This window comes from Bacillus altaicus (assembly GCF_042136375.2).
In the GTDB taxonomy this organism is placed as follows: domain Bacteria; phylum Bacillota; class Bacilli; order Bacillales; family Bacillaceae_G; genus Bacillus_A; species Bacillus_A cereus_U.
Genome location: NZ_CM143394.1, coordinates 3,099,958 through 3,121,996, shown reverse-complemented (window position 1 = coordinate 3,121,996; position 22,039 = coordinate 3,099,958). Strand labels below are relative to the sequence as shown.

Here is a 22,039-nt window from a genome sequence, read left to right as displayed (position 1 = left end):
CTTTAGATTGATGAAATATATGGAGAGGAATGGTAATTTTAAGTTACACCAATCGTAAAGGAGCGAATGACTATGACATATAGTGAAGTAATTAGAAAAGAAGTGCTTAGCTGGGAAGGTGTTTCTGAAAAGCCACACCGATTTGGTGGAGTAGAATTAAACTATGGCAAGAAAGAATTAGGGCATCTTCACGGGGATAAGTTAGCTGATTTACCATTTCCGAAACTAAAGCGAGATGAATTAATTAATCAAGGATCAGTTCAACCACACCATGTATTACCCGAATCAGGATGGATTAGTTATTTTATAAAGAGTGAAGAGGACATTCCGTTTGCTATTGAGTTATTTCGTATGCAATATGATCGGATCGCCAAAAATAAATAAAGTAGCTAACTTAATAATATATTTTTTTGTCACATCCTTCCTTCATCGTTCGTCTTGTATTTAGAATGATAAGGAGGGATTTTATTATGAAAAAGTTTGATGTAGCAATTGTTGGCGGGGGGCTTGCAGGGTTAACAGCATCTATATATTTAGCGAAAGAAGGAAGGAAAGTTGTTGTATTAGAAAAATCAAGCCGTTTTGGTGGCAGAGCGATGACAATAAATAAAAATGGCATATATATGAACCTTGGAGCACACGCTTTATACCGCGGAGGAGAAGCGTTCTTAACATTTAACGAGCTTGGTATGAATCTTACGGGAGGAATGCCGTCCACGAAAGCACACGGAATATGGAAAGATGACGTATATACTATCCCAACGGATTTTCGCTCCATTTTATCAACGCCGTTACTTTCATGGTCAGCTAAAATACAATTTTCTCGCCTTATGATTCATTTAGGGAAATTGGATATAAATATGATTCCAAAAATGAGTCTTTCTGTATGGGCAGAAAAAGAAATACAGGATCCTATGGTACGAAATATGTTTTATGCGTTATGCCGAACAACGACATACACATATGCTCCTACAATGCAATTAGCATCATCAGTACTAAAGCAAATTCAGCTTTCTATGAAAGAAGGAGTATTTTATGTAGATGGTGGCTGGGAGACGATAATAACAAAATTAAGAGATATAGCTAATAATGTTGGTGTGCAATTTCTGGCTAGTAAGCATGTTTTGGAAGTAGAATATTGTGAAGGTGTACAAAAAATCCGATGTTTGGATGATGAAGTATTTGAAGTTGATGCAGTCGTCGTGACGATTCCACCTAAAGAAGCTTGTAAAATAATAAAAGGTGCAGAAGGAACAAGTTTGCAAAAATGGAGTGAACAATCAATACAAGTGACTGTGGCAGCGTTAGATATTGGTTTGAAACGATTACCGAATCCATTGCATCATTTTGCATTGGGGTTAGACCAACCCATATTTTTTACGAATCAATCAAGAGCAGCTAAATTAAGTGAAGATGGATCGATAGTAGTGAGTTTAATTAAGTATCACAATCCTCTGGTAGAGTTAAATTATTTTGCTGATGATAAAGACCAGTTAGAAAAAACGATGGAGTTGTTACATCCCAATTGGAAAAGAGAAGTTATTGTAAAGCAATATTTACCGAAAATAACGGTAGTACATGATTTTCCTCATATTGGCCGAGTTGAAAATCCGGGTCCTAATATACCTGAAATGCCAGGTGTTTACGTTGCAGGAGATTGGGCTGGGCATGATGAAATATTAGCTGATGCTGCGGTAGCAAGCGGGAAACGTGCAGCGTTACACATTTTAAAGCAATTAGAAAGTGAGGCAGTTCATCATGGAAACGGAGCAATTATATGAAGCGTATCAACCATTATTATTTTCATTAGCATATAGAATCCTTGGGAGTGTTATGGACGCTGAAGATATTGTTCATGACGTATTTATCGCGGTAAATAATATAGAGGATGTTCAATCTATAGAAAATATGAAAGCATATTTGTGTAAAATGGCGACAAATCGTTCAATTGATACATTACGTTCGGCAGCGCATAAACGTAATGTATATGTAGGGATGTGGTTACCAGAGCCATTTGTGGAAGAGTCTGATGAGCCAGCAGAGTCATTTGTAATGAAAGAATCAATTTCTACGGCATATTTATTACTTTTACAACAATTGTCTGAGGTAGAAAGGGTTGTTTTCATATTAAGAGAGGTTTTCAGTTATGACTACGAGGAAATAGCTTCAATTGTTGATAAGAGTAGTGTGAATTGCCGGAAGATCTTTCAACGCGCACGAAAAAGTATTTTAGATAAGCCGAAGCAATCAACATTAAGTACGAAGAAAATGGCTGCCTATGTGGAAAAGTTTGTATCATCATTACAGTGTGGGGATACGCAAGGCATGTTAGAAGTATTAAAAACAGATGCGATATTTAAAGCAGATGGTGGTGGTAAAGTTACAACTGCAATTAATCCGATTTATTCTGTAGATAAAATTATACGTTTGTTCTTTGGAATTGCAAAACGATTGCCAGAAAAGTATAGTGTTGATTTCAAAATAGTAAATGGTGCACCAGGCGTTATAGTTACAATAAATAATAAAGTGACGTATGTACTTTCATTCATATTTGAGGATGAGAAAATCTCAAACATTTATATGATGGTTAATCCTGAAAAACTTATGCACTTAAATGTAATAGTATAAAAAAGACGCATTTCTTTAGAAGTGCGTCTTTTTTTTATTTTTCTAACATTTCAAGAGGTACATCTTTTTCGCCGGCTACCTCGAATTTAATTTCCCCGTCTTCTTCATAAATGCGTTTAATAATCGGTATAGTTATCATTAGTTTTTTATGCTGTTTACGTCTTCTAGCAGCATCTAAGTTAATCACGTTCATGTGTAAGCATCCTTTCTTACAGAAATATATAAACAAAAGAAAATGCGTCCGAAAAGGGCGCTTAGTTGAATTAGAAATACCGATTCATTTAAATGGGGTTTAGATTATCTTATAATTGAAAACTGATTGTAAAATAATGTGAATTAAATAATTGCACGTAGAAATTAACTTTACCAAAAAACGAAACAATATGCTATAAAAAATTTTAATTCTTTGTCGTATAACAGGAAAAAGGTGTGCATTTCGCATATAATGAAAAGTAGACGGGCATCATGTACTTTTTCATCATATTGCTTGGAAAGGCGATGGAGAAAATGAATACTCTAGATTCATTATTATTGCAACTTGAACAATATGGAGAAGAGCATGATCGACATAAAGAAAAAAGAGAAGAAAAATTAAGAAATATTTCTCGTGAAATGGGGCAGTTTTTATCAATTTTAGTAAAAGGGTGTAATGTGAAAAAAATTTTAGAAATTGGAACTTCAAATGGTTATTCTACATTGTGGCTAGCAAATGCGGTAGAAGAAACAAATGGAAAGGTTACAACTGTAGAACTTTCTTCAGAACGGGTGGGAGAGGCACTTGGGAATTTTAGGAAGGTGAATTTCACACAGCGAATCGATATTCACAATCAAGAAGCTGGAGCATTTTTAGATTCGCAATTAGATCATTCATTTGATTTTATTTTCCTAGATTCAGAACGAACGCAATATATGTGGTGGTGGGAACATATAAAACGTATTTTAGAGCCAAAAGGTTTTCTTGTTATTGATAATGCAACTTCTCATGCGGAGGAACTAGCAGAATTTATAAAGATGATTGAAGAAGATGATACGTTTGAAACGGTGTTAGTAGCTTTTCAAAAGGGAGCATTTGTTGCGCGGAAGAATAATTAGAAGTGGGCTTAATGTAATTATCACATTGAAAGATAGCATATGTCAAAAGATAGAGCATTATATAAATTTAAGAGGATAACTAAATGGAACTTCAATTTAATATTCAGTGGTGATTAGTAAGGTAATTCGTAAAGAATCCGTCTTCAGCATGTTGTTCTCTAGGTCTTAAGTCTGAGGAAAATAATGACGAGAACAGGTATACTTATACTATGAAACAGGGAATGACTGCATAAGCAGGTATTTCTTGAAAAATCGATTTCAAGCAAGCAAAAATGTATATGAAATACGATATATTAGATGAAATATAGTGCACATAAATTCGCACATATAAATAAAGGAGCGATTTTGTTGACTGAACTCGAGAAAAAAGAACCTGTATCGATTGTGAAAGATAATAATGTAGAAGTAGTAGTGGATACAGTAATAAAAGATGCAGAACTTGAAGAACTGAATAAAGAAGCAGATCTTTATGTACAAAAGTTAAATAGCGAGCAAAATACAGATTTATCAAAAGTATTGTCGCAGCTAGGAGACTTAGGGGATAAAGAGCAGCAAGCGGCAGGACAAACGCTATCAGCTTTAAAACGTCCTGTGACAGCGATGATGAATGGAAAGAATGAAGAAATTCCAAATACATTGTTAGAATTACGAAAAGTGGTATCAGAACTTGATCCAAACTCATTAAAAGCAACTGGTATGAAGAAACTTATGTTTAAAGTGTTTAAGAAAAATCCGCTTGAAAATTACGTGCATAAATATCAATCTATAGATAAGCAAATCGAGGAGATTATAAGATCACTTCTCATTGGCCGTGATAACTTGCAAGAGGATACGGTTGGTCTTGAAATGTTAAAAGAGCAATCACACGATAAAATTCACGCTCTTGATAAACAAGTATACTTAGGAAGAAAACTTGCTGGTATGCTTGAAGCTGAGAAACAAAATCCAGAACGTCAAAGGGATATTCCGTTAATAAATGATGCATTAGAAAAGATACTTGTGCGTACTCGTAATATGCAACAAGCAAAAAGTGTATTATTACAATCTATCGCATCTGTAGACATCATTAAGAAAAATAATGAAAAGCTAGCAGAAGCAATTCGCAATGCAATTACGATGACACAAAACGTTATAACGGTTTCAGCTGCAATTCAGCTCGCATTAACAAATCAACGTAAAACAATTGATGCAGTTAATGCGACAAATGAAGCGATTGAATCAATGGTATTAAGCAATTCTCAAGCATTAAAACAAAATACAGAAGAAACAACAAAACTCCTAGAAAATCCTGCAATTAGCATGGATAAATTACGTGAATCATTCCAAAATGTATTCGCTGCTATTGAAGCATCTGAGAAATCGTCAGAGCGTATTATTGAGTCTAGTAAGAAGTTTGTAATTGAACTTGACACATTTAATGATGAGATGAAGCAGAAACTCATTCAGCGTCCAAGGAAATAACAGATTATTTGAGGAGGTGAAAAAATGAGTTTCATTCAAGGAGTATTATTACTATTAGGGTCATTACTTTTAATCGCATTTACTGTCGTTGTTTTAGTTGTATACTTCGGACGTAAACTTTATTTTTCATGGACGAAACCATATAAGAGAGCGCAAGATTCTATTGAAAAATTATCGAACAAATCAACACCGTTTTTACAAGAATTTACGCAGCACCCACTCTTTTATCGCTGGATTCGTACAGAAGGGAAAAAAGAACAAAATATATTAAATACACTTTTCTGTTCATCGGGCCAACGTACGAGAGAGCAAGTTTTCTCAATGTTACCGAAAGAAAAGCAGAAAAAAGTGCATGTGATGGCAAAAACAACGAAAAAGCTTACGAATGAAGATATTGATATTGCAACAATGAAAGTGAAAGATTTCTTGAGACAAGAATCACAGCAAACTGTTAAACCGACAGACTTATCGTTTTATAAATTGTATTTCTATGATCGATATCCAGATGCATTAAATACAATTCAAGCATATAAACGCTCGATTAATCCTTCACTACAAAGAACGGTTGATGACATTACAATTTCAGTATTAAATGCACTTCCGTACTATCAAGAACAACGCATGTTTGAACAACAACATAAACTTGAAACGTTCTTAATGAAAGATTTAACAGCGATGTTATCATTAGTGGTACAATTACCACCATCACAACGTCCTGAAAAAGAAGAAGAACTAAAAATATACTTGCAAAATTTCCAAAAGGAAATGGAAGTAGTAGAGCGTGATATTCGTGACTCCATTGATCATGATTTGAATGTGAAGATGAGAGCAGCGACAGAGAAGTTTAAGAACAAATAGAAAAAACCGCCTTAAAAGTTGAATGTTTCGGCTTTAAGGCGGTTTTTTTAATATAAGGGATTCTATTATTATTTTGCTTTAATAGTTGCTTTACTAGAAGAAATACTCTCATTATGAAGTCGATCTAAAGCTGTCACCACATACGTATAAGTCTCCTCAGATAAAGCTGTTTTATCCACAAAAATTTCTGCCCATTGTGTCTTCCTTACAGTAGTAAGTAAATTCTTCGGATCTTGAATATCAACTACATTCTTTCCATTCACACGGTATATCGCATAATAAGCAGAGTCATTATCTCTATCATCAATTATGCCTAAAGCAATACCTTCATCTCTTGGAATGGCACCTTTTAAAGTAGGTTGTTTTGGCGGATCATGATCAAGCCAAGGCATGGGTGGGATTAATGCAGGATGTTTATATATGTCTTTCGAGAGTCTATCTTTAATTTCTAGTGGGTTGTTATTTATATCTTTTAAGCTGAAATGCATGCTACCTTTTATTTGAGGATATTGACGGTTTAAAGCGATTTGCTTTGGATATTCTTCTGGATCAGACCAAGCAGAGACAGAGTTGTTATTTATTTTATAAGCCGCTTGACCGATGTATAGGTGAATCGGTTTGTTATTTGTTTCTTTTACCCACCAATCTACTAATATGTCATATGCAGCAGGTGTGAAACCAATATTCCAATATATTTGCGGTGTGATGTAGTCAATATAGCCTTTTTGTATCCATTCTCTTGTGTCTGCATATAAATCATCATAGTTTCTTTGTCCGGCAGTTGTGTTAGAGCCGGTGGAATCGTCAGCAATATTTCTCCAAACACCAAATGGACTTATACCAAACTTTACATATGATTTTTCTTGTTTAATAGCAATGTTTAATCCCCTTACAAGCTCATTTACATTGTTACGTCGCCAATCTTCTATGTTTGAAAACTGACCATTATTATACGTTTTATATGTTTTTTGATCAGGGAATTCTTCGCCAACGACTTTATAAGGATAAAAATAATCATCCATATGAAGGCCGTCAATGTCGTAATTTTGGACGATTTCCAAAGCACCTTCCGTTATAAAGGTTTTTACCTCTGGAATACCAGGATTGTAATATAGCTTTCCACCATAAGGAACAATCCAATCTGGATGCTGCCTTGCAGGATGGGTTTCTGCTAATCGGTTTATATCAGTGTGATTCATTGTAATTCGGTATGGATTAATCCATGCATGAAACTCCAGATTTCTTTTATGGGATTCTTTAATCATAAAAGCGAGTGGATCGTATCCAGGGTCTTTTCCTTGTGTACCTGTAATGTATTCAGACCAAGGACCATATTTGGAAGGATAAAAAGAATCAGCAGTTGGTTTAATTTGTACGACAACTGCGTTCATACCGATGTTTTTAACATCATCTAATAGTTTCGTAAATTCTTGTTTTTGTTTTTCGATAGGTAAGTTAGTTTTTGAGGGCCAATCAATGTTGAGAACAGATGCTATCCATACAGCGCGTAATTCATGTTTTTTGTAAGTAATATTTACTTCAGCATAAGTAGAGTGAGGGGAAATGAAAGAGAAAGGAGTAAACAAGATGACGATACAGCACATCATTACTAAACGTTTCATAATCATTTATACGCCTCCCTATTATACGATTATTTAAAATAATATATGATGTTAGGTTGGCCCTGCAATTGAGAAAAATAAATATTGAAACATTAATTTAATAGGGAAAATATTTTTAGTGAAATTTACTTTCAGTATAACTAAATCGTTTCATTTCTTCATATGCTTGTTAGTAAAGTGAAACTTTCTTTCATTTGAAAGAAACAATTTATAAGTATAGGAGGATTCAATAATGAAAGTTTTATTCGTTTGTTCTGGAGGAATGTCCAGCGCAATTGTTGTAAACGCTTTAAAAAAAGAAGCAGAGAAAAAAGGTATGAACATGGAAGTGCATGCTATTGGAACAAGTGAGGTGGAGGAAGAAGTAAAGAATGGTTGGGATGTTGTAATGGTTGCACCTCAAGTTAGACATCGATTTGACGCTGTAAAAAAACTTACAGAACAAGAATCTATTCCGTGCGGTATTATTCCGCCGCAAGCATACACGCCGCTTGGTGGACCGACTTTATTAAAAACTGTAAATGAATTAATTAGTTAGGGGGAAGCGTTATGAATAAGTTTGTCACGTTTCTTGATAAAAACTTATCTGGACCGATGGCAAGGCTTTCTGAACAGAGGCATTTACAAGCAATCCGTGATGGAGTTATTTCGGCGTTACCATTTATTATCGTAGGGAGTTTCTTTTTAATAGTAGCATTTCCACCATTACCGAAAGATAGTTTCATATCAGTTTGGGCATTGAAAAATCAAACAAGTATATTAATACCATATCGTTTAACGATGTTTATTATGTCTTTATATATAGCATTTGGTATAGGATACAATTTAGCGAAAAGTTATAAGTTAGATGCTTTATCAGGGGCACAGTTAGCAGTATGCTCACTACTTTTAACATTGACGCCCGAATTAATCGATAAAAAAGGATTTATGCTTCCGATGACAAATCTCGGGGGGCATGGATTATTCGTAACGATGATCGTATCTATTTTATCAGTAGAGATTTTAAGATTTTGTAAGACGAAAAATGTAATGATTAAAATGCCAGAACAAGTACCGCCGTCTGTTTCACGTTCGTTTGAAGCACTTATACCTGCTGCATTCGTAATTATTTTAATGAGTTTAGTAACTGTCGTTTTTAGTATTGATTTACATCATGTTGTTGATAAATTAGCAGCACCGTTAGTAAAAGCTGGTGATAGTTATTTCGGTGTAATCATTCCAGTGTTTTTAATTACATTTTTTTGGTCATTCGGAATCCATGGTGTGTCGGTTGTTGGAACTGTTGCTCGGCCATTATGGGAAGTATACTTAGGGAAAAATGGTGAAGCAGTTGCTAGTGGAGCAGATCAGTTGCCATTCATATCACCAGAGCCGTTATACCAATGGTTTATATGGATTGGCGGTTCTGGTGCGACGTTAGGGCTTGTATTAGCTATGATTGTATTTGGTCGATCAAAATATTCGAAAGCATTATCAAGAACTTGTATTGTTCCTGGTATTTTTAATATTAATGAACCTGTTATTTTCGGATTACCGATTGTACTAAATCCAATTTTAATTATCCCGTTTATCATTACACCACTCGTAACAGCAACTGTTGCATATTCAGCAACTGCGATGGGATTTGTAACGCCAACACATATTATGCCGCCGTGGACATTACCAGCTCCAATTGGCGCGTATTTAGCCACAGGTGGAGATTGGCGTGCAGTAGTATTAGTTTTTATAAATATAGCAATATCATTCCTTATTTACCTACCATTCTTTAAAATATACGACAAAAACATGCTTGAAATTGAGAAAAATGGTGATGGGGAATCTGTTAATCCGTAAGTTTTATATTTTATTTTTGAGTGATAGGCATTTTGTCTATCACTTATTTCACATTAAGTCCAGAGAGGGTGAAATAGAATGAATATAAAATTTAGCTATAAAGGTGTATTTTTATTGTTATTTGGAGTGATATGTGCAAATTTACTTTTCGTACCTTTATTAAGAATGCTAAATCTATCACAAATGCATAGTATATGGCTCGTTACAAGCTTTGCGGCAAGTATTTTGCTTACGGTAGTTGTTTCTTTCATTGATGGATCGTTTGCATCGAAAGCACAGTTGTTTTTTAGATTTATATTGTTTTCTGTAGGTTGTACGTTGTTTACTTACATAATTGTTTTTTAGTGAATAGGGGGCATGCATATTATGTATATTGCAGGGATAATGTCCGGTACATCGTTAGACGGAATAGATGTAGCGCTCGTTCATATAGAAGGAAACGGTGTAGATTCTAAAGTCGAACTCATTCATTTTACTACTGTTCCATTTTGTAAGGATATAAAAAATGAGATACTGCAGGCTTTATCAATTGATACATCTAATGTTCAATTGATATGCAGTTTGAACTTTAAGCTTGGTTTATGTTTTGCCAATGCTGTGGAGGAAGTTTGTAAAAAGGCTGATTTGTCATTGGAACAATTAGATTTAATAGGTTCTCACGGACAAACGATTTATCATCAGCCAAAGCAAGAAGGCAATAGTATTTCTTCGACATTGTAAATTGGAGAACCAGCAGTTATGGCATATGAAACGAACACTACGGTTATCTCTAATTTTCGAACGATGGATATGGCAGCAGGGGGACAAGGTGCACCACTTGTGCCATATTCAGAGGTCATTTTGTATCGTCATCAAACTAAAAATAGATTACTACAAAATATTGGCGGAATCGGTAATGTTACAGTAATACCAAGTCATCTAAGTGATAAGAGCGTTATTGCTTTTGATACTGGCCCAGGAAATATGGTAATCGATGATGTATGTCAAAGATTATTTCAGTTGCCATATGATCAAAATGGTAGGATTGCAAAACAAGGAGTAGTTGTAGATGAAATTTTGACATATTGTATGAACCATCCATTTTTGAAAATGAATCCACCGAAATCAACTGGTAGAGAACAGTTTGGAGAAGAGTTTGTAAGTGAATTATTGAAGCGGTTTGAAAAGCATGGTAAAGAAAATCTTTTGACGACTGTCACGATGTTTACAGCAAGTTCAATTGTTCATCATTATAAGGAGTTTATTCTGCCGTATTATGAAATCGATGAAGTAATTTTAGGTGGTGGGGGCAGTTATAATCGTACACTTGTTGAAATGATACGAAATGGATTGAAGGAAGAAAAGTGCGCGATATTCATTCAAGAAGATATAGGCTATTCTTCAGAGGCGAAAGAAGCAATCGCCTTTGCGATATTAGCAAACGAAACGCATCATCGTAATCCGAGTAATGTGCCAAGCGCAACAGGTGCAAAGCAATCTGTAGTTTTAGGGAATATAACATTCCCTCCAATAAGATGATGAAAATGAGGCGAACATATGAAGTATATGATTGGAGTAGATGGTGGGGGCACGAAGACAGAAGCAATTGCATTTGATCAAGACGGAAACGAAGTTGTAAGAGGTACGAGTGGGTTTGGAAATATATTAATAGATTTTGAAGAAGCTCTTGTGCATATTATGGAAGCGATTGATCAATGCCGGAAAGGTGTATTAAATGGGCATTGCGTTTGTATTTGTTTAGGGTTAGCGGGTGTAAGTGGAGCAAATACAAATGAATTAACAGTACGTCTAAAAAAGAAGTACCAAACACAAATTGAAGTTTTAAATGACGCAATGCTTGCACATGCAGCTGCTTTAAAAGGGAAGGATGGAATTTTAACGATTGGCGGTACAGGCGCAATTTGTATTGGAAAGAAAGGAGAAGTGTACGAGTATAGTGGTGGATGGGGACATATTTTAGGCGATGAAGGAAGCGGTTATTGGATTGCGTTACAAGGTTTAAAGAGAATGGCAAATCAATTTGATCAAGGAGTTAGACTTTGTCCATTAAGCTTAAGGATTCAAGACGAGTTTCGACTTTTAACATCATCTCATATAAAAAGACTAGTATATAGTTCTTCAAAAGATAAAGTTGCAGCAATTGCACCATTAATTATAGAGGAAGCGAGGAATGGGAATGATGATGCACATAAAATTATTCTGCAAGCGGCTAAGGAATTAACGATAATTACGGTGAATATTTACAACAAGATGCAGTTTGATTTATCACCTTTAATTGCAGTAAGTGGCAGTATATTGCGTTTCGTTCCTGAGATATATGCTGAATTTAAGAAATGCTGTGAGAAAAGTATGGGAGAAGTTATATTCGTATCACCATCAGAAATGGCAGTGAAAGGAACATATCATTTAATGAAGGGTGTATATTTTATAAAATAGAAGTATGAGAATTTTTGTATGATTTGTAAAAATATGATGTTAAAATATACAAAGGGATGTAAAGCAAGAAAAAGTACAATATACATAGTCATTGAATATTGTATAAGTACTCCCATGTAGAAAGTGAATGATTACATGATTAATAGTATGCAATTTTTGTATTTGGTGGCTTCTTATTTATTTGGAAACATATTGACCGCTTATATAGTAACGAAATGGAAACATAATGTTGATATTCGTGAAGAAGGAAGTGGTAATCCTGGCGCAAGAAATATGGGGCGCGTATATGGAAAAGGGTCTTTCGTCGCTACATTTTTAGGTGATGCGATCAAAGGGGCAATCGTAGTTTCTATTGCAAAATACCTTTTCGAAGATTCTACATTTGTAATGTTAGCTTTACTGGCTGTTATACTTGGACATATTTACCCAATTTTATTTAAAGGCAAGGGCGGAAAAGGCATTTCAACATTTATTGGAGGGTTAATTGCATTTGATTATTTGATAGCGCTTACTCTTATTGCTGTTTTCATTATATTTTATTTAATCTTTAAAGGATTTACTAAGCCCGGACTAATTACAATCGCTTGTTTACCAGTTTGCATGATTTTGTATTCTTACTCTATTGTTACGACTATTTTAAGTGCACTTATCATTGTACTTATTTTATATGTAAATCGAGAATGAAATGAACTTTTAATAAGTGGAGTTAATCTCCACTTATAATTTTTATTAAATACATAAAGGAGATACAACATGGGGTTAATTTATAAAGTTGCTGATCAAGCTTGGGAATTTGAAAGTATACATAAATTGAATTATAAAACATTTGTAGAAGAAATTCCGCAACATGAAGAAACGAAAGATCGTGTTCGTATAGATCGTTTCCATGAAGAAAATACATATTTAATTTGTTTAGATGACGATAAGTTAGTAGGTATGGTTGCATTGCGAGGAAAACGACCATTCTCGTTAGAGTATAAAATTCCAAATCTAGATTTTTATTTGCAAGAACATGGAGAAAATGTATATGAAATTCGTTTACTTTCAGTAGAACGTGAATATCGAAATGGAAGAGCATTGTTAGGTTTAATTCGCTTTTTACATCGTTATTTGCTTCTAAATGGATATGAATTAGCACTCATTTCTGCTACAACACGTGAACTACCTTTATATGAGCAAATGGGATTCAAATCTTTCCATACGTTAGTTGGTACTGAAGAAGCAGTCTTCCAGCCAATGTATGTTACCCCAGCTATGTTTGAAGAGTCGAGTGTTGGGGGTATTATGACGAAAGAATATACGTTTTTACCTGGTCCAGTGGATATTGAAGAAAATGTTCGAAAGGCATTTTCTACTAAGCCTATTTCGCATCGTTCTAAGTCATTTCAAGTGACAATGGAAAATGTAAAAAAACGTTTACTGCAAATGACAAAAGCAAAACGTGTGCAAATAATGTTAGGAACAGGGACGTTAGCGAATGATGCCATTGCTTTACAGTTGAATTCTTTAAAAGGGAAAGGACTAGTTTTAACAAATGGGGAATTTGGAAATAGGTTAGTGGGACATGCAACACGTGCGCAATTACATTATGATACGCATAAAAAAGAAATGGCAGAGCCGTTTCTTTATAAAGAATTAGAAAAAATAATGGCAACTGGAAATTATGAATGGCTTTGGTTTGTTCACCATGAAACATCAACTGGAATGTTAAATAATTTAGAAGAACTAAACATTCTTTGTAAAAAATATCAAATGAAACTATGTGTAGATTGTATAAGCTCAATTGGAGCAATACCAATAAATTTGAAGGATGTATATTTTGCAAGTGGTGTTAGCGGAAAAGCGATTAAATCATATACAGGATTATCTTTCGTTTTTCATAATCACATGATAGAGAAAAACGAAGCAATACCTGTGTATATGGATATTGGTATGTATGAAATGAATGATAGTATTCCATACTCCCATTCATGGAATTTAATTTATGCATTGCAAGAAGCATTGAAGCGACTTGAAGATGAAGAGGCATTTGAAAAAATAAAAGAGGCGTATGCTTATATTGAACAAGCTATTAATACTATGGGTTTAAAGCTTGTTTCACCTAAAGATCATGCCGCTCAAATTGTTCTTACCATTCAATTAAACGAAGGGCAGTGTTCTAAGGCAGTAGGTGATGCATTAGCATTACAAGGATATATTGTTCATTATGAATCAGCATATTTACAAAAGAATAACTGGATTCAAATAGCATGTCTGAATCACTATAAAGAACGTGATATGAAGAGGATGTTAAATTGTTTGCAGATGTGTGTGTTAAAGAAAGTTCTTTTAACGTAAATGCTTGTATATTTATTATATAATTTCTACAAGGCTATGAGTCACACTTGCTAAGTGTATAGAAGTGCATTTTTTGACAAGAGTTTAAAAGAGAGCGAAAGCTCTCTTTTAAACTTACTTAAATGAATTACCCACAGATTGGAATACCGAGAACTCTCAAAGCTAGTGCTACTTGAAGAGTAATTTCCAATCTAGCAATTTCGATGCCAGCAACTGTGAGTACTAAAAAAGGTTGGCCGTTTACGAACACAATACAACTTTCCATATATACGCCTCCTTTCTAGTGATCTACTACAGTATATGAACGAAACTGTAATACGCTATAGTCGGATTTATGAATTTTGTAAAAATAATAGATTTACCCTATGTTTACGAAACAAATGGAGTTTCATAGTGTTAATAATTTAATTGTTAGACAAGGAAGCATCTATAATAAGATGTTTTTTATTATATTTACGTTTCAGCGTGACAATAAATAAAGTTAATCAATGACGAATTGAGAGGGAAATATATTGATAAATATTTGTATGAGGTAAACTAAGAAGGTTTTAGAAAAACGAAAAGGAATTTTTATACTTGTAACATAAAAATTCTAGGGGGATGTTAATATGGAAAAAACTATGATGGTAGAAACAACAAACATGATGATGTCTATGGAAAAAATGATGTGTGAAATGAAGTGTATGAAAATGATGATGAATAACATGATGCAAATGGATGTAGAAATGGATAAGGCAATGATGGTGAAAATGAATGAATGTGATGAAATGATGAAGACTACTATGTCTATGATGAAAGCGATGAAAGAGAAATGTTGTTGAAGTAGCAAAGTATAGCGTAAAATGATGATGATCTTGTAAATTTAAATTAGTAAAGAGCCTGTTTTAGTTGGTAAATTAAAATAGGCTCTTTACTATTGTTCAAAAATAAATTGATTTGACAAAAAAGAACTAAAAGATTATTTTAGTTCTTTTTTCTGTAGTAACACTGTTCAAATCATTTGTTTAATAGCTATAGATGATGGTTAGGCAGTGAGCAAAGACAAGTAAGAGTCTATCTTTCTTCGTTAAATGTGTGCTGAAGTAAATAATGACTCCATTTTTATTTTACTCTTTTCTCTAATTTCAGCATCAGCATGTCGCATAACATATTTATGCGCCACAGCGATTGCTAAAACATCATCTAATAAGCCAATCCCAATAATAGCAGCTATATCTGGAATGAAATCGATTGTTAATACGTAATAGGATAAAGCGGCTAATATAATGAGTTTCGCTTTAGTAGGTAACTCTTTCTTTTTCATTGTGTAAAATAAAATAATACTTTCATATACGCTGGATTTACCGAGGTTTACTGAGCTTTTTTTGAATTTTTTCCAAAGTGTCTGTTTCTCCATATAAACACTCCTTTTACAAAAACATAGATTTTTTAAAAGGATGGACAAAGAAGCGAAAGAATAATCAATTTTATTGTTTTTTCTTATTGTATATTTCGATATTTATAAGCGAATACCTGTTCAAAATAAAACAATGCTTGTTAAGCGGATACGATTATGGAGATGGATGAAGAGAAAATCTGTTTTGGAAAGCAAATAAGTTTCCGATAGAGGTTTCAATGAATTATTTGCGTTCTGCAACGAAGGCAGAAAAAACTTTTGATTTCTTAATACCAGCTATCTTGACAATAATTATTAGATTGTTTATAGCGTATATGAATCCGAATACAACAATAATATTGAAAGGAATTAAGGATATAAATAATCAATCACTTACATTCATTCTAATTTTAGCTGGTTTTAATAGAGCTAATTACCTCGTTCCTTATGATTCTAGTACTTGCTGGTTCATTTGCTACAAGTATTTTTGCTGATAGAACGTTTTTTATCCCTAATTTACCAAAACAATCATATCGTTTTGGCGTAGGTGTTTATGAGGGCGTAGTAGCTCATAGTACAGCGACTTCTGAAATATTCAAAAGTATGAATCTCGTACATGAAGAAACGCATTTGTTCAATATGCTGTTGATTGAGATGAAACAATCCAAATCGCTAATATAAAATACATTGCATATGGCGGTGGACCTGCTGCTAATAAACGATTTGTACATGTAGAGTTATGTGAAACAGCAGACCATACAAAGCTCGAGCGTTCATATGAAAAATACGTAAAACTTTTAGCGGAAATCTTAAAAGATAACAAGTTATCTGTAGGAAAAGGATTGTGGATTCACTACGATGTGATTAAATATCTTGGCGGTACAGATCATGAAGATCAACTTGATTATTTAAAATCTCATGGGCGATCAGGAGCTCAATCCCGTGCTGATGTACAACGCGCATACAATAATTCTAGTGTGGATGTTTCTGTACCTGAAAGCCACCTAAACCAACAGAAGTACCAACAGCTGTAACCGATGGTATAGCTTATATTGAAGGCTACAACGTTAATTTACGTAAAGGACCAGACACAAGCTATTCTAAGATTCGTCAACTAAATAAATCAGAAGCTTATGTTGAATGGGGCGAAAAGCCTGGTTGGTTAAACCTTGGTGGAGAGCAATGGATTAAGAACAATCCATCCTATGTGAAGTTTAGTAAGAAAAGTACAGTAGATTCTTCTATTGTAGGAAAGCGTGTTGTTTCTAAAGTTAACATTCTACGTTTCTATGATGCTCGATCTTGGCAGGATAAAGACGTGGATGGTTTTGTAGATGTAGGTGAGGTATTTACAATTTTTTAGGAAGTTAAATATGGAAGGTTCAGTACAATTTAAGGTGCACAATAGTATAGGGAAAACATATTATATTACGATCAATGAAGTTTATGTATATGTAACTGTATTACTACAGTATAGTACACTCATAGGAGGTAGTTATGTGTTTGATAAAAATGAAATACAAAAGATAAATGGGATACTTCAAGCTAATGCATTAAATCCAAATTTAATTGGCCCTACACTTCCCCCAATCCCACCATTTACTTTACCCACAGGTCCAACAGGAGGGACAGGCCCAACGGGAGTAACGGGTCCAACAGGAGTAACGGGTCCAACAGGAGTAACGGGTCCAACAGGAGTAACGGGTCCAACAGGAGTAACGGGTCCAACGGGGGGAACGGGTCCAACAGGAGTAACGGGTCCAACAGGAGAGACAGGCCCAACAGGAGGAACTGAAGGTTGTCTTTGTGATTGCTGTGTTTTACCTATGCAAAGCGTTTTACAACAACTTATTGGAGAAACTGTTATTCTTGGCACTATTGCAGACACACCCAACACGCCCCCGCTTTTCTTTCTATTTACTATCACTTCTGTGAATGATTTTTTAGTTACAGTTACAGATGGCACCACAACCTTTGTGGTCAATATATCTGATGTAACAGGGGTAGGTTTTTTACCACCAGGACCACCTATTACATTACTTCCACCTACCGATGTAGGATGCGAGTGTGAATGTCGTGAACGACCAATTAGACAATTACTGGATGCGTTTATCGGATCTACAGTAAGTCTTTTAGCAAGTAATGGTTCTATTGCAGCAGATTTTAGCGTGGAACAAACAGGACTTGGGATAGTACTAGGGACATTACCTATAAATCCAACTACAACCGTTAGGTTTGCAATTTCAACTTGTAAAATTACAGCTGTGAATATAACCCCTATTACGATGTAGTCTATTTCTTTCAGAAGTATCTGTTGCTACTCGATAAGAAAAGCACAGTTTATTTGTCCACCTTGAAAACGTATTGTTTTCAAAGTGGACAATCTACGTTTCTAGGATGCTCCATCTTGGAAATATAAAGATGGAGCTGGTTCTGTAGATGCAGGGATTTATGATTGATGCAAAAGTGAGTGTCAATGGTTCGCCACAGTACAAAGCACACAGCAGTAAAGGGAAAACATACTATGTTATTGCAAATGAAGCCTATTTATTCATCTAACGCACTATACCTTCATGAGTAATTAACCATGCCCCCTTACTCTTTCTATATCCTTCATTTGTAAATTTCTTACTACTATATTATTGGCGTACAATATATGGCTAAATGTATCTAAATGGTTTTCTAAACGCACAAAATCCCCAAATTGATATGGTAAGGCTATAAAAATTATAATGAAAAATAATAAATATCTCTAATGCACTATTAGGATTTTTCCATTTTATATTGCAAACCATCTTTCTGAAAGATAAGCTCATATGATAAATCAAAATGAAGGTTATATAATGCTTTCGTATTACATATTAAATTGTAGAACTTAGTTCCTTGATGTACATATTGGTGTGATTTATTTTGAATTGGTGAAACAATGATTTTTAAAATTACGTTAATATCTTCATTAAAGAAGTTATAGGAGGGAATAACTTGGGCTCATTATTTGATGTAATAGCAGATGTTATTTTATTTTATCCTCGAAATGACATGAAATTAAAACATTATATCGCAAAATTAAGTGAATTAGAGTGGTTTCGAAATCTACATGAAGATCCGAAGTATACAAGTTTAATTTGGAGTAATAGAAAAATTAAAAAGTATATTTTGACTTCTGTAAATATGGAAGCATTAATAAAATCCGAGAAAAAACAAAAAGAATTTGTTCATCTAGTACAGGATGAATATAAAAAAAGAAGATAAGAATTTTTTTATTTTTCATATTTGGCGAAACAAATGGTACAATGAAAGCTAATGTGAAAAATAAGGAAAAGAAGTGGTCTATTTGAAAAACTTTTTAGAATTAGGAATTAGTGAAACTTTTAATCATACATTACGTGAAAATGGAATCACAGAAGCAACACCAATTCAAGAGAAAGCAATTCCTGTTATTATGTCAGGAAAAGATGTTATTGGACAGGCGAAAACAGGAACGGGTAAAACGTTAGCATTCGTGTTACCGATTTTAGAAAAAATCGATCCAGAGTCTAGTGATGTTCAGGCTTTAATTGTTGCACCAACAAGGGAACTAGCACTGCAAATTACAACTGAAATTAAAAAAATGCTTGTTCAAAGAGAAGATATTAATGTACTAGCGATATATGGCGGACAAGATGTAGCACAACAATTAAGAAAATTAAAAGGTAATACACATATTGTTGTTGCGACCCCAGGACGATTATTAGATCATATACGACGTGAAACAATTGATTTAAGTAATCTTTCAACGATTGTACTAGATGAAGCAGATCAAATGCTTTATTTCGGATTCTTATATGATATTGAAGATATTTTAGATGAGACACCTGATAGTAAACAAACGATGTTATTCTCAGCAACGATGCCAAAAGATATTAAAAAATTGGCGAAACGTTATATGGAAGAGCCGCAAATGATTCAAGTACAAAGTGAAGAAGTAACGGTAGATACAATTGAGCAGCGTGTCATTGAGACGACAGATCGTGCAAAGCCAGATGCACTTCGTTTTGTTATGGATCGTGATCAGCCATTTTTAGCAGTTATTTTCTGTCGTACAAAGGTTAGAGTAAGTAAGCTGTATGATAATTTAAAAGGACTAGGTTATAATTGTGCTGAACTTCATGGTGATATACCTCAAGCGAAACGTGAAAGAGTCATGAAGAGTTTCCGCGAAGCTAAAATTCAGTACTTAATTGCGACTGATGTAGCAGCTCGTGGACTTGATGTAGATGGTGTAACGCACGTATTTAACTTTGATATCCCTGAAGATGTAGAAAGTTATATTCACCGCATTGGCCGAACAGGACGTGCAGGTGGATCAGGTCTTGCAATTACGTTCGTTGCAGCGAAAGATGAAAAACATTTAGAAGAAATTGAAAAAACGCTTGGTGCACCAATACAAAGACAAATAATCGAACAACCGATGATAAAAAATGTAGATGAAAATGGAAAACCGGTACAAAAGCCGGCTCCAAAGAAATCAGGACAATATCGTCAAAGAGATAGCCGTGAAGGTTCAAGAAATAGTTCGAGAAATGATAACAACCGATCATTTAATAAGCCAAGTAATAAGAACAATAGTGCAAAGCAAGGTCAACAAAGACGTGGCCGTTAAAGTCTAAAATAGTAATCGGGATAAAGAGGGTTGTTATTATTTGTCGATAAGTTGATAAATAATAACAATCACCGATAAAATTTCAGATATGATTGTAAATCATTTTATTTATTAGATAGACAAAAAAGAGTCGCAAAAAAATTGCGGCTCTTTTTTGTTCTTTATTTTGAAATGAGTATATACACGATAAGTTCGATTTATCCCGCTATTTGAGGGCTGCCCGTAAACGTCCCACTGATTAAAGTTTCACTCTATGAAGCAGTATAATTTCATTCACCGTAATAAAAATAATTTTAAACATTGATTAAGAAAATAAAAAATGTTTGCGGAGCACCTTTATTAATGGGGAGCTTTTCTTTTGTTTAAACTCTCTGATGTGTTATTGTAAAATTATTCCAAATTTTTAACAGGAGGCGTTTTGATGAAAAGTGAAACGTTATATACACAAGAAGATATTTTGAAGATGATGGATTCTTTATTAAGACCCGCAGTATCATTTTGGAATGAATTTTACACGAATAGAGAAAAGGATGTTCCTTTTTTTGCAAATGTTCCAGATGAGAATTTAGTTTCATATATACAAAAAGAATGGATTTCAAAAGGGAAAGTGTTAGAGCTTGGATGTGGTCCAGGAAGAAATGCAATTTATTTAGCGAAACAAGGGTTTGATGTAACAGCCGTAGATTTGTCTATAGAAGGAATTAATTGGGCTAAAGAGAGGGCATTAGAAAACGGAATAGACATACAATTTGTTTGTGAATCGATTTTTAATTTGGATTTGCAAGATGAATATGATTTTGTATATGATTCCGGTTGCTTGCATCACATTCCACCACATAGAAGAATGAATTATGTGGATATAATTAAAAACTCATTAAAATCGGGTGGTTATTTCGGATTAACATGTTTTGCAGCAGGTGATTTGAATGAGCGAAATGGATCGGAAATAACGGACTGGGATGTGTATAGAGGATGGAGTTTGCAAGGTGGTCTTGCATATTCAGAAGAAAAGTTAAGAGAGATATTTAAAGAATTTGAAGTAATTGAAATTAGAAAAATGAAGCAAATTGAACAACCAAATAATATGTTTGGAGAATCATTTCTTTGGACAGCATTATTTAAGAAGAAATAAAACATAGATAATTGACAAACTCATCGTTTTTATAGACAATACACTTATAAGAATGTACGTTCGGTTTTATTGTCCGATGTATGTTTTGCATAAATACATAACAAGGGGATGTCTCTAAATGGGTAACACAAATCAAAAAATCACTACGTTTTTAATGTTTGAGGGCAAAGCTGAGGAAGCGATGAATTTTTACACATCGCTATTTAATCAATCAGAAATTGTAAGTATCTCTCGTTATGATGAGAATGGACCAGGTAAAGAGGGAACTGTAATTCATGCAACTTTTACGCTAAATGGACAAGAGTTCATGTGTATTGATAGTTATGTAAAGCATGATTTTACATTCACTCCAGCTATGTCTCTTTATGTAACTTGTGATACGGAAGAGGAAATCGAAACAGTTTTTAATAAACTAGCACAAGATGGAAAAGTTCTTATGCCTTTAGGTTCATATCCGTTTAGTAAAAAGTTTGGCTGGTTAAATGATAAGTATGGTGTGTCTTGGCAGTTAACTCTTGCTGGAGATGAATAATTAAAATAATATGGTGATATTAATGTTATAAAAAATAAAAGGGATGATACAAGATAAATATGTATCATCCCTTTTATTTTTTGTTTTACAA

At 34.1% G+C, this 22,039-nt stretch carries 23 protein-coding genes and 4 pseudogenes; 22 read left to right on the top strand and 5 right to left on the bottom strand.

The window, feature by feature from the left end; genetic code table 11:
- The first annotated feature begins 72 nt into the window (after positions 1-72).
- The 3 genes from ACE38F_RS16275 to ACE38F_RS16265 all read left to right on the top strand — a co-directional run bounded on the left by ACE38F_RS16275 (position 73) and on the right by ACE38F_RS16265 (position 2,628).
- Positions 73-384, top strand: coding sequence for a luciferase domain-containing protein (locus tag ACE38F_RS16275; protein WP_144507059.1), 312 nt, complete (start codon positions 73-75; stop codon positions 382-384).
- A gap of 86 nt (positions 385-470) precedes the next feature.
- Positions 471-1,781 (top strand): phytoene desaturase family protein, encoded by a 1,311-nt coding sequence (locus ACE38F_RS16270; protein WP_375369184.1) that lies wholly within the window; start codon positions 471-473, stop codon positions 1,779-1,781.
- Complete coding sequence (locus tag ACE38F_RS16265) at positions 1,759-2,628, top strand: sigma-70 family RNA polymerase sigma factor (RefSeq protein ID WP_375369183.1); 870 nt, start codon at positions 1,759-1,761, stop codon at positions 2,626-2,628. The genes ACE38F_RS16270 and ACE38F_RS16265 overlap by 23 nt, the downstream gene beginning before the upstream one ends.
- A 34-nt stretch (positions 2,629-2,662) precedes the next feature.
- On the opposite strand, the gene ACE38F_RS16260 is transcribed toward ACE38F_RS16265, so the two are convergent.
- A complete protein-coding gene (locus tag ACE38F_RS16260; protein WP_002085567.1) occupies positions 2,663-2,821 on the bottom strand; it encodes a hypothetical protein in 159 nt (52 codons plus the stop codon).
- Between the two features lie 305 nt (positions 2,822-3,126).
- Here ACE38F_RS16260 and ACE38F_RS16255 point away from each other — a divergent pair, with 305 nt between their 5' ends.
- The 3 genes from ACE38F_RS16255 to ACE38F_RS16245 all read left to right on the top strand — a co-directional run bounded on the left by ACE38F_RS16255 (position 3,127) and on the right by ACE38F_RS16245 (position 6,039).
- Entirely contained in the window at positions 3,127-3,720 is a 594-nt protein-coding gene (locus ACE38F_RS16255; RefSeq protein ID WP_215556589.1) for an O-methyltransferase, read from the top strand.
- Between the two features lie 348 nt (positions 3,721-4,068).
- Positions 4,069-5,181: a toxic anion resistance protein gene (locus ACE38F_RS16250; protein WP_215556349.1), complete on the top strand. Its 1,113-nt coding sequence runs from the start codon at positions 4,069-4,071 to the stop codon at positions 5,179-5,181.
- Positions 5,182-5,205: 24 nt separating this feature from the next.
- Positions 5,206-6,039, top strand: coding sequence for a DUF3974 domain-containing protein (locus ACE38F_RS16245; protein ID WP_375369182.1), 834 nt, complete (start codon positions 5,206-5,208; stop codon positions 6,037-6,039).
- A gap of 68 nt (positions 6,040-6,107) precedes the next feature.
- Here ACE38F_RS16245 and ACE38F_RS16240 read toward each other — a convergent pair whose 3' ends face one another.
- The gene (locus ACE38F_RS16240; protein WP_375369180.1) at positions 6,108-7,667 is read right to left on the bottom strand and encodes a glycoside hydrolase family 10 protein; all 1,560 of its coding nucleotides are present in this window, start codon (positions 7,665-7,667) and stop codon (positions 6,108-6,110) included.
- Positions 7,668-7,893: 226 nt separating this feature from the next.
- Here ACE38F_RS16240 and ACE38F_RS16235 point away from each other — a divergent pair, with 226 nt between their 5' ends.
- The 7 genes and pseudogenes from ACE38F_RS16235 to ACE38F_RS16205 all read left to right on the top strand — a co-directional run bounded on the left by ACE38F_RS16235 (position 7,894) and on the right by ACE38F_RS16205 (position 14,267).
- Positions 7,894-8,199 (top strand): PTS sugar transporter subunit IIB, encoded by a 306-nt coding sequence (locus ACE38F_RS16235; RefSeq protein ID WP_000865888.1) that lies wholly within the window; start codon positions 7,894-7,896, stop codon positions 8,197-8,199.
- An 11-nt stretch (positions 8,200-8,210) separates the two neighbouring features.
- Entirely contained in the window at positions 8,211-9,494 is a 1,284-nt protein-coding gene (locus ACE38F_RS16230; RefSeq protein WP_375369179.1) for a PTS sugar transporter subunit IIC, read from the top strand.
- 78 nt (positions 9,495-9,572) lie between these two features.
- The gene (locus ACE38F_RS16225; protein ID WP_002136308.1) at positions 9,573-9,839 is read left to right on the top strand and encodes a hypothetical protein; all 267 of its coding nucleotides are present in this window, start codon (positions 9,573-9,575) and stop codon (positions 9,837-9,839) included.
- Between the two features lie 21 nt (positions 9,840-9,860).
- Positions 9,861-11,012, top strand: a pseudogene (gene anmK, locus ACE38F_RS16220) (anhydro-N-acetylmuramic acid kinase AnmK).
- A gap of 18 nt (positions 11,013-11,030) precedes the next feature.
- The gene (locus tag ACE38F_RS16215; RefSeq protein ID WP_215556351.1) at positions 11,031-11,930 is read left to right on the top strand and encodes a BadF/BadG/BcrA/BcrD ATPase family protein; all 900 of its coding nucleotides are present in this window, start codon (positions 11,031-11,033) and stop codon (positions 11,928-11,930) included.
- A 135-nt stretch (positions 11,931-12,065) separates the two neighbouring features.
- Complete coding sequence (gene plsY, locus ACE38F_RS16210; RefSeq protein ID WP_002127407.1) at positions 12,066-12,614, top strand: glycerol-3-phosphate 1-O-acyltransferase PlsY; 549 nt, start codon at positions 12,066-12,068, stop codon at positions 12,612-12,614.
- A 69-nt stretch (positions 12,615-12,683) separates the two neighbouring features.
- Positions 12,684-14,267 (top strand): aminotransferase class V-fold PLP-dependent enzyme, encoded by a 1,584-nt coding sequence (locus ACE38F_RS16205; RefSeq protein WP_375369176.1) that lies wholly within the window; start codon positions 12,684-12,686, stop codon positions 14,265-14,267.
- Between the two features lie 127 nt (positions 14,268-14,394).
- Here ACE38F_RS16205 and ACE38F_RS16200 read toward each other — a convergent pair whose 3' ends face one another.
- Complete coding sequence (locus ACE38F_RS16200) at positions 14,395-14,532, bottom strand: DUF3956 domain-containing protein (protein WP_002127410.1); 138 nt, start codon at positions 14,530-14,532, stop codon at positions 14,395-14,397.
- 343 nt (positions 14,533-14,875) lie between these two features.
- Here ACE38F_RS16200 and ACE38F_RS16195 point away from each other — a divergent pair, with 343 nt between their 5' ends.
- On the top strand, positions 14,876-15,088 hold the full coding sequence (locus tag ACE38F_RS16195) for a hypothetical protein (protein WP_000416118.1): 213 nt from the start codon (positions 14,876-14,878) through the stop codon (positions 15,086-15,088).
- 245 nt (positions 15,089-15,333) lie between these two features.
- On the opposite strand, the gene ACE38F_RS16190 is transcribed toward ACE38F_RS16195, so the two are convergent.
- Positions 15,334-15,663, bottom strand: a complete 330-nt coding sequence (locus tag ACE38F_RS16190; protein ID WP_002035120.1) for a YkvA family protein — start codon at positions 15,661-15,663, stop codon at positions 15,334-15,336.
- 218 nt (positions 15,664-15,881) lie between these two features.
- Here ACE38F_RS16190 and ACE38F_RS16185 point away from each other — a divergent pair, with 218 nt between their 5' ends.
- From ACE38F_RS16185 to ACE38F_RS16170, 4 genes and pseudogenes are all read left to right on the top strand, one after another.
- Positions 15,882-16,136 (top strand): hypothetical protein, encoded by a 255-nt coding sequence (locus tag ACE38F_RS16185; RefSeq protein WP_375369175.1) that lies wholly within the window; start codon positions 15,882-15,884, stop codon positions 16,134-16,136.
- Positions 16,090-17,099 (top strand): annotated as a pseudogene (locus tag ACE38F_RS16180) (N-acetylmuramoyl-L-alanine amidase); the annotation flags it as partial. The gene ACE38F_RS16185 and the pseudogene ACE38F_RS16180, both read left to right, overlap by 47 nt.
- Before the next feature lie 42 nt (positions 17,100-17,141).
- Positions 17,142-17,933, top strand: coding sequence for an exosporium leader peptide-containing protein (locus ACE38F_RS16175; protein WP_375369351.1), 792 nt, complete (start codon positions 17,142-17,144; stop codon positions 17,931-17,933).
- 66 nt (positions 17,934-17,999) lie between these two features.
- A pseudogene (locus ACE38F_RS16170) lies at positions 18,000-18,201 on the top strand (N-acetylmuramoyl-L-alanine amidase); the annotation flags it as partial.
- A 216-nt stretch (positions 18,202-18,417) separates the two neighbouring features.
- Here the strand turns inward: ACE38F_RS16170 and ACE38F_RS16165 are convergent.
- Positions 18,418-18,606: pseudogene (locus ACE38F_RS16165) on the bottom strand (hypothetical protein); the annotation flags it as partial.
- Positions 18,607-18,624: 18 nt separating this feature from the next.
- On the opposite strand from ACE38F_RS16165, the gene ACE38F_RS16160 reads away from it, so the two are divergent.
- From ACE38F_RS16160 to ACE38F_RS16145, 4 genes are all read left to right on the top strand, one after another.
- Positions 18,625-18,894 (top strand): hypothetical protein, encoded by a 270-nt coding sequence (locus ACE38F_RS16160; protein ID WP_375369174.1) that lies wholly within the window; start codon positions 18,625-18,627, stop codon positions 18,892-18,894.
- Positions 18,895-18,967: 73 nt separating this feature from the next.
- A complete protein-coding gene (locus ACE38F_RS16155; protein WP_375369173.1) occupies positions 18,968-20,284 on the top strand; it encodes a DEAD/DEAH box helicase in 1,317 nt (438 codons plus the stop codon).
- A gap of 421 nt (positions 20,285-20,705) precedes the next feature.
- Positions 20,706-21,416 (top strand): class I SAM-dependent methyltransferase, encoded by a 711-nt coding sequence (locus ACE38F_RS16150; protein ID WP_375369171.1) that lies wholly within the window; start codon positions 20,706-20,708, stop codon positions 21,414-21,416.
- Positions 21,417-21,534: 118 nt separating this feature from the next.
- On the top strand, positions 21,535-21,948 hold the full coding sequence (locus tag ACE38F_RS16145; RefSeq protein ID WP_002012925.1) for a VOC family protein: 414 nt from the start codon (positions 21,535-21,537) through the stop codon (positions 21,946-21,948).
- The last annotated feature ends 91 nt before the right edge of the window (positions 21,949-22,039 follow it).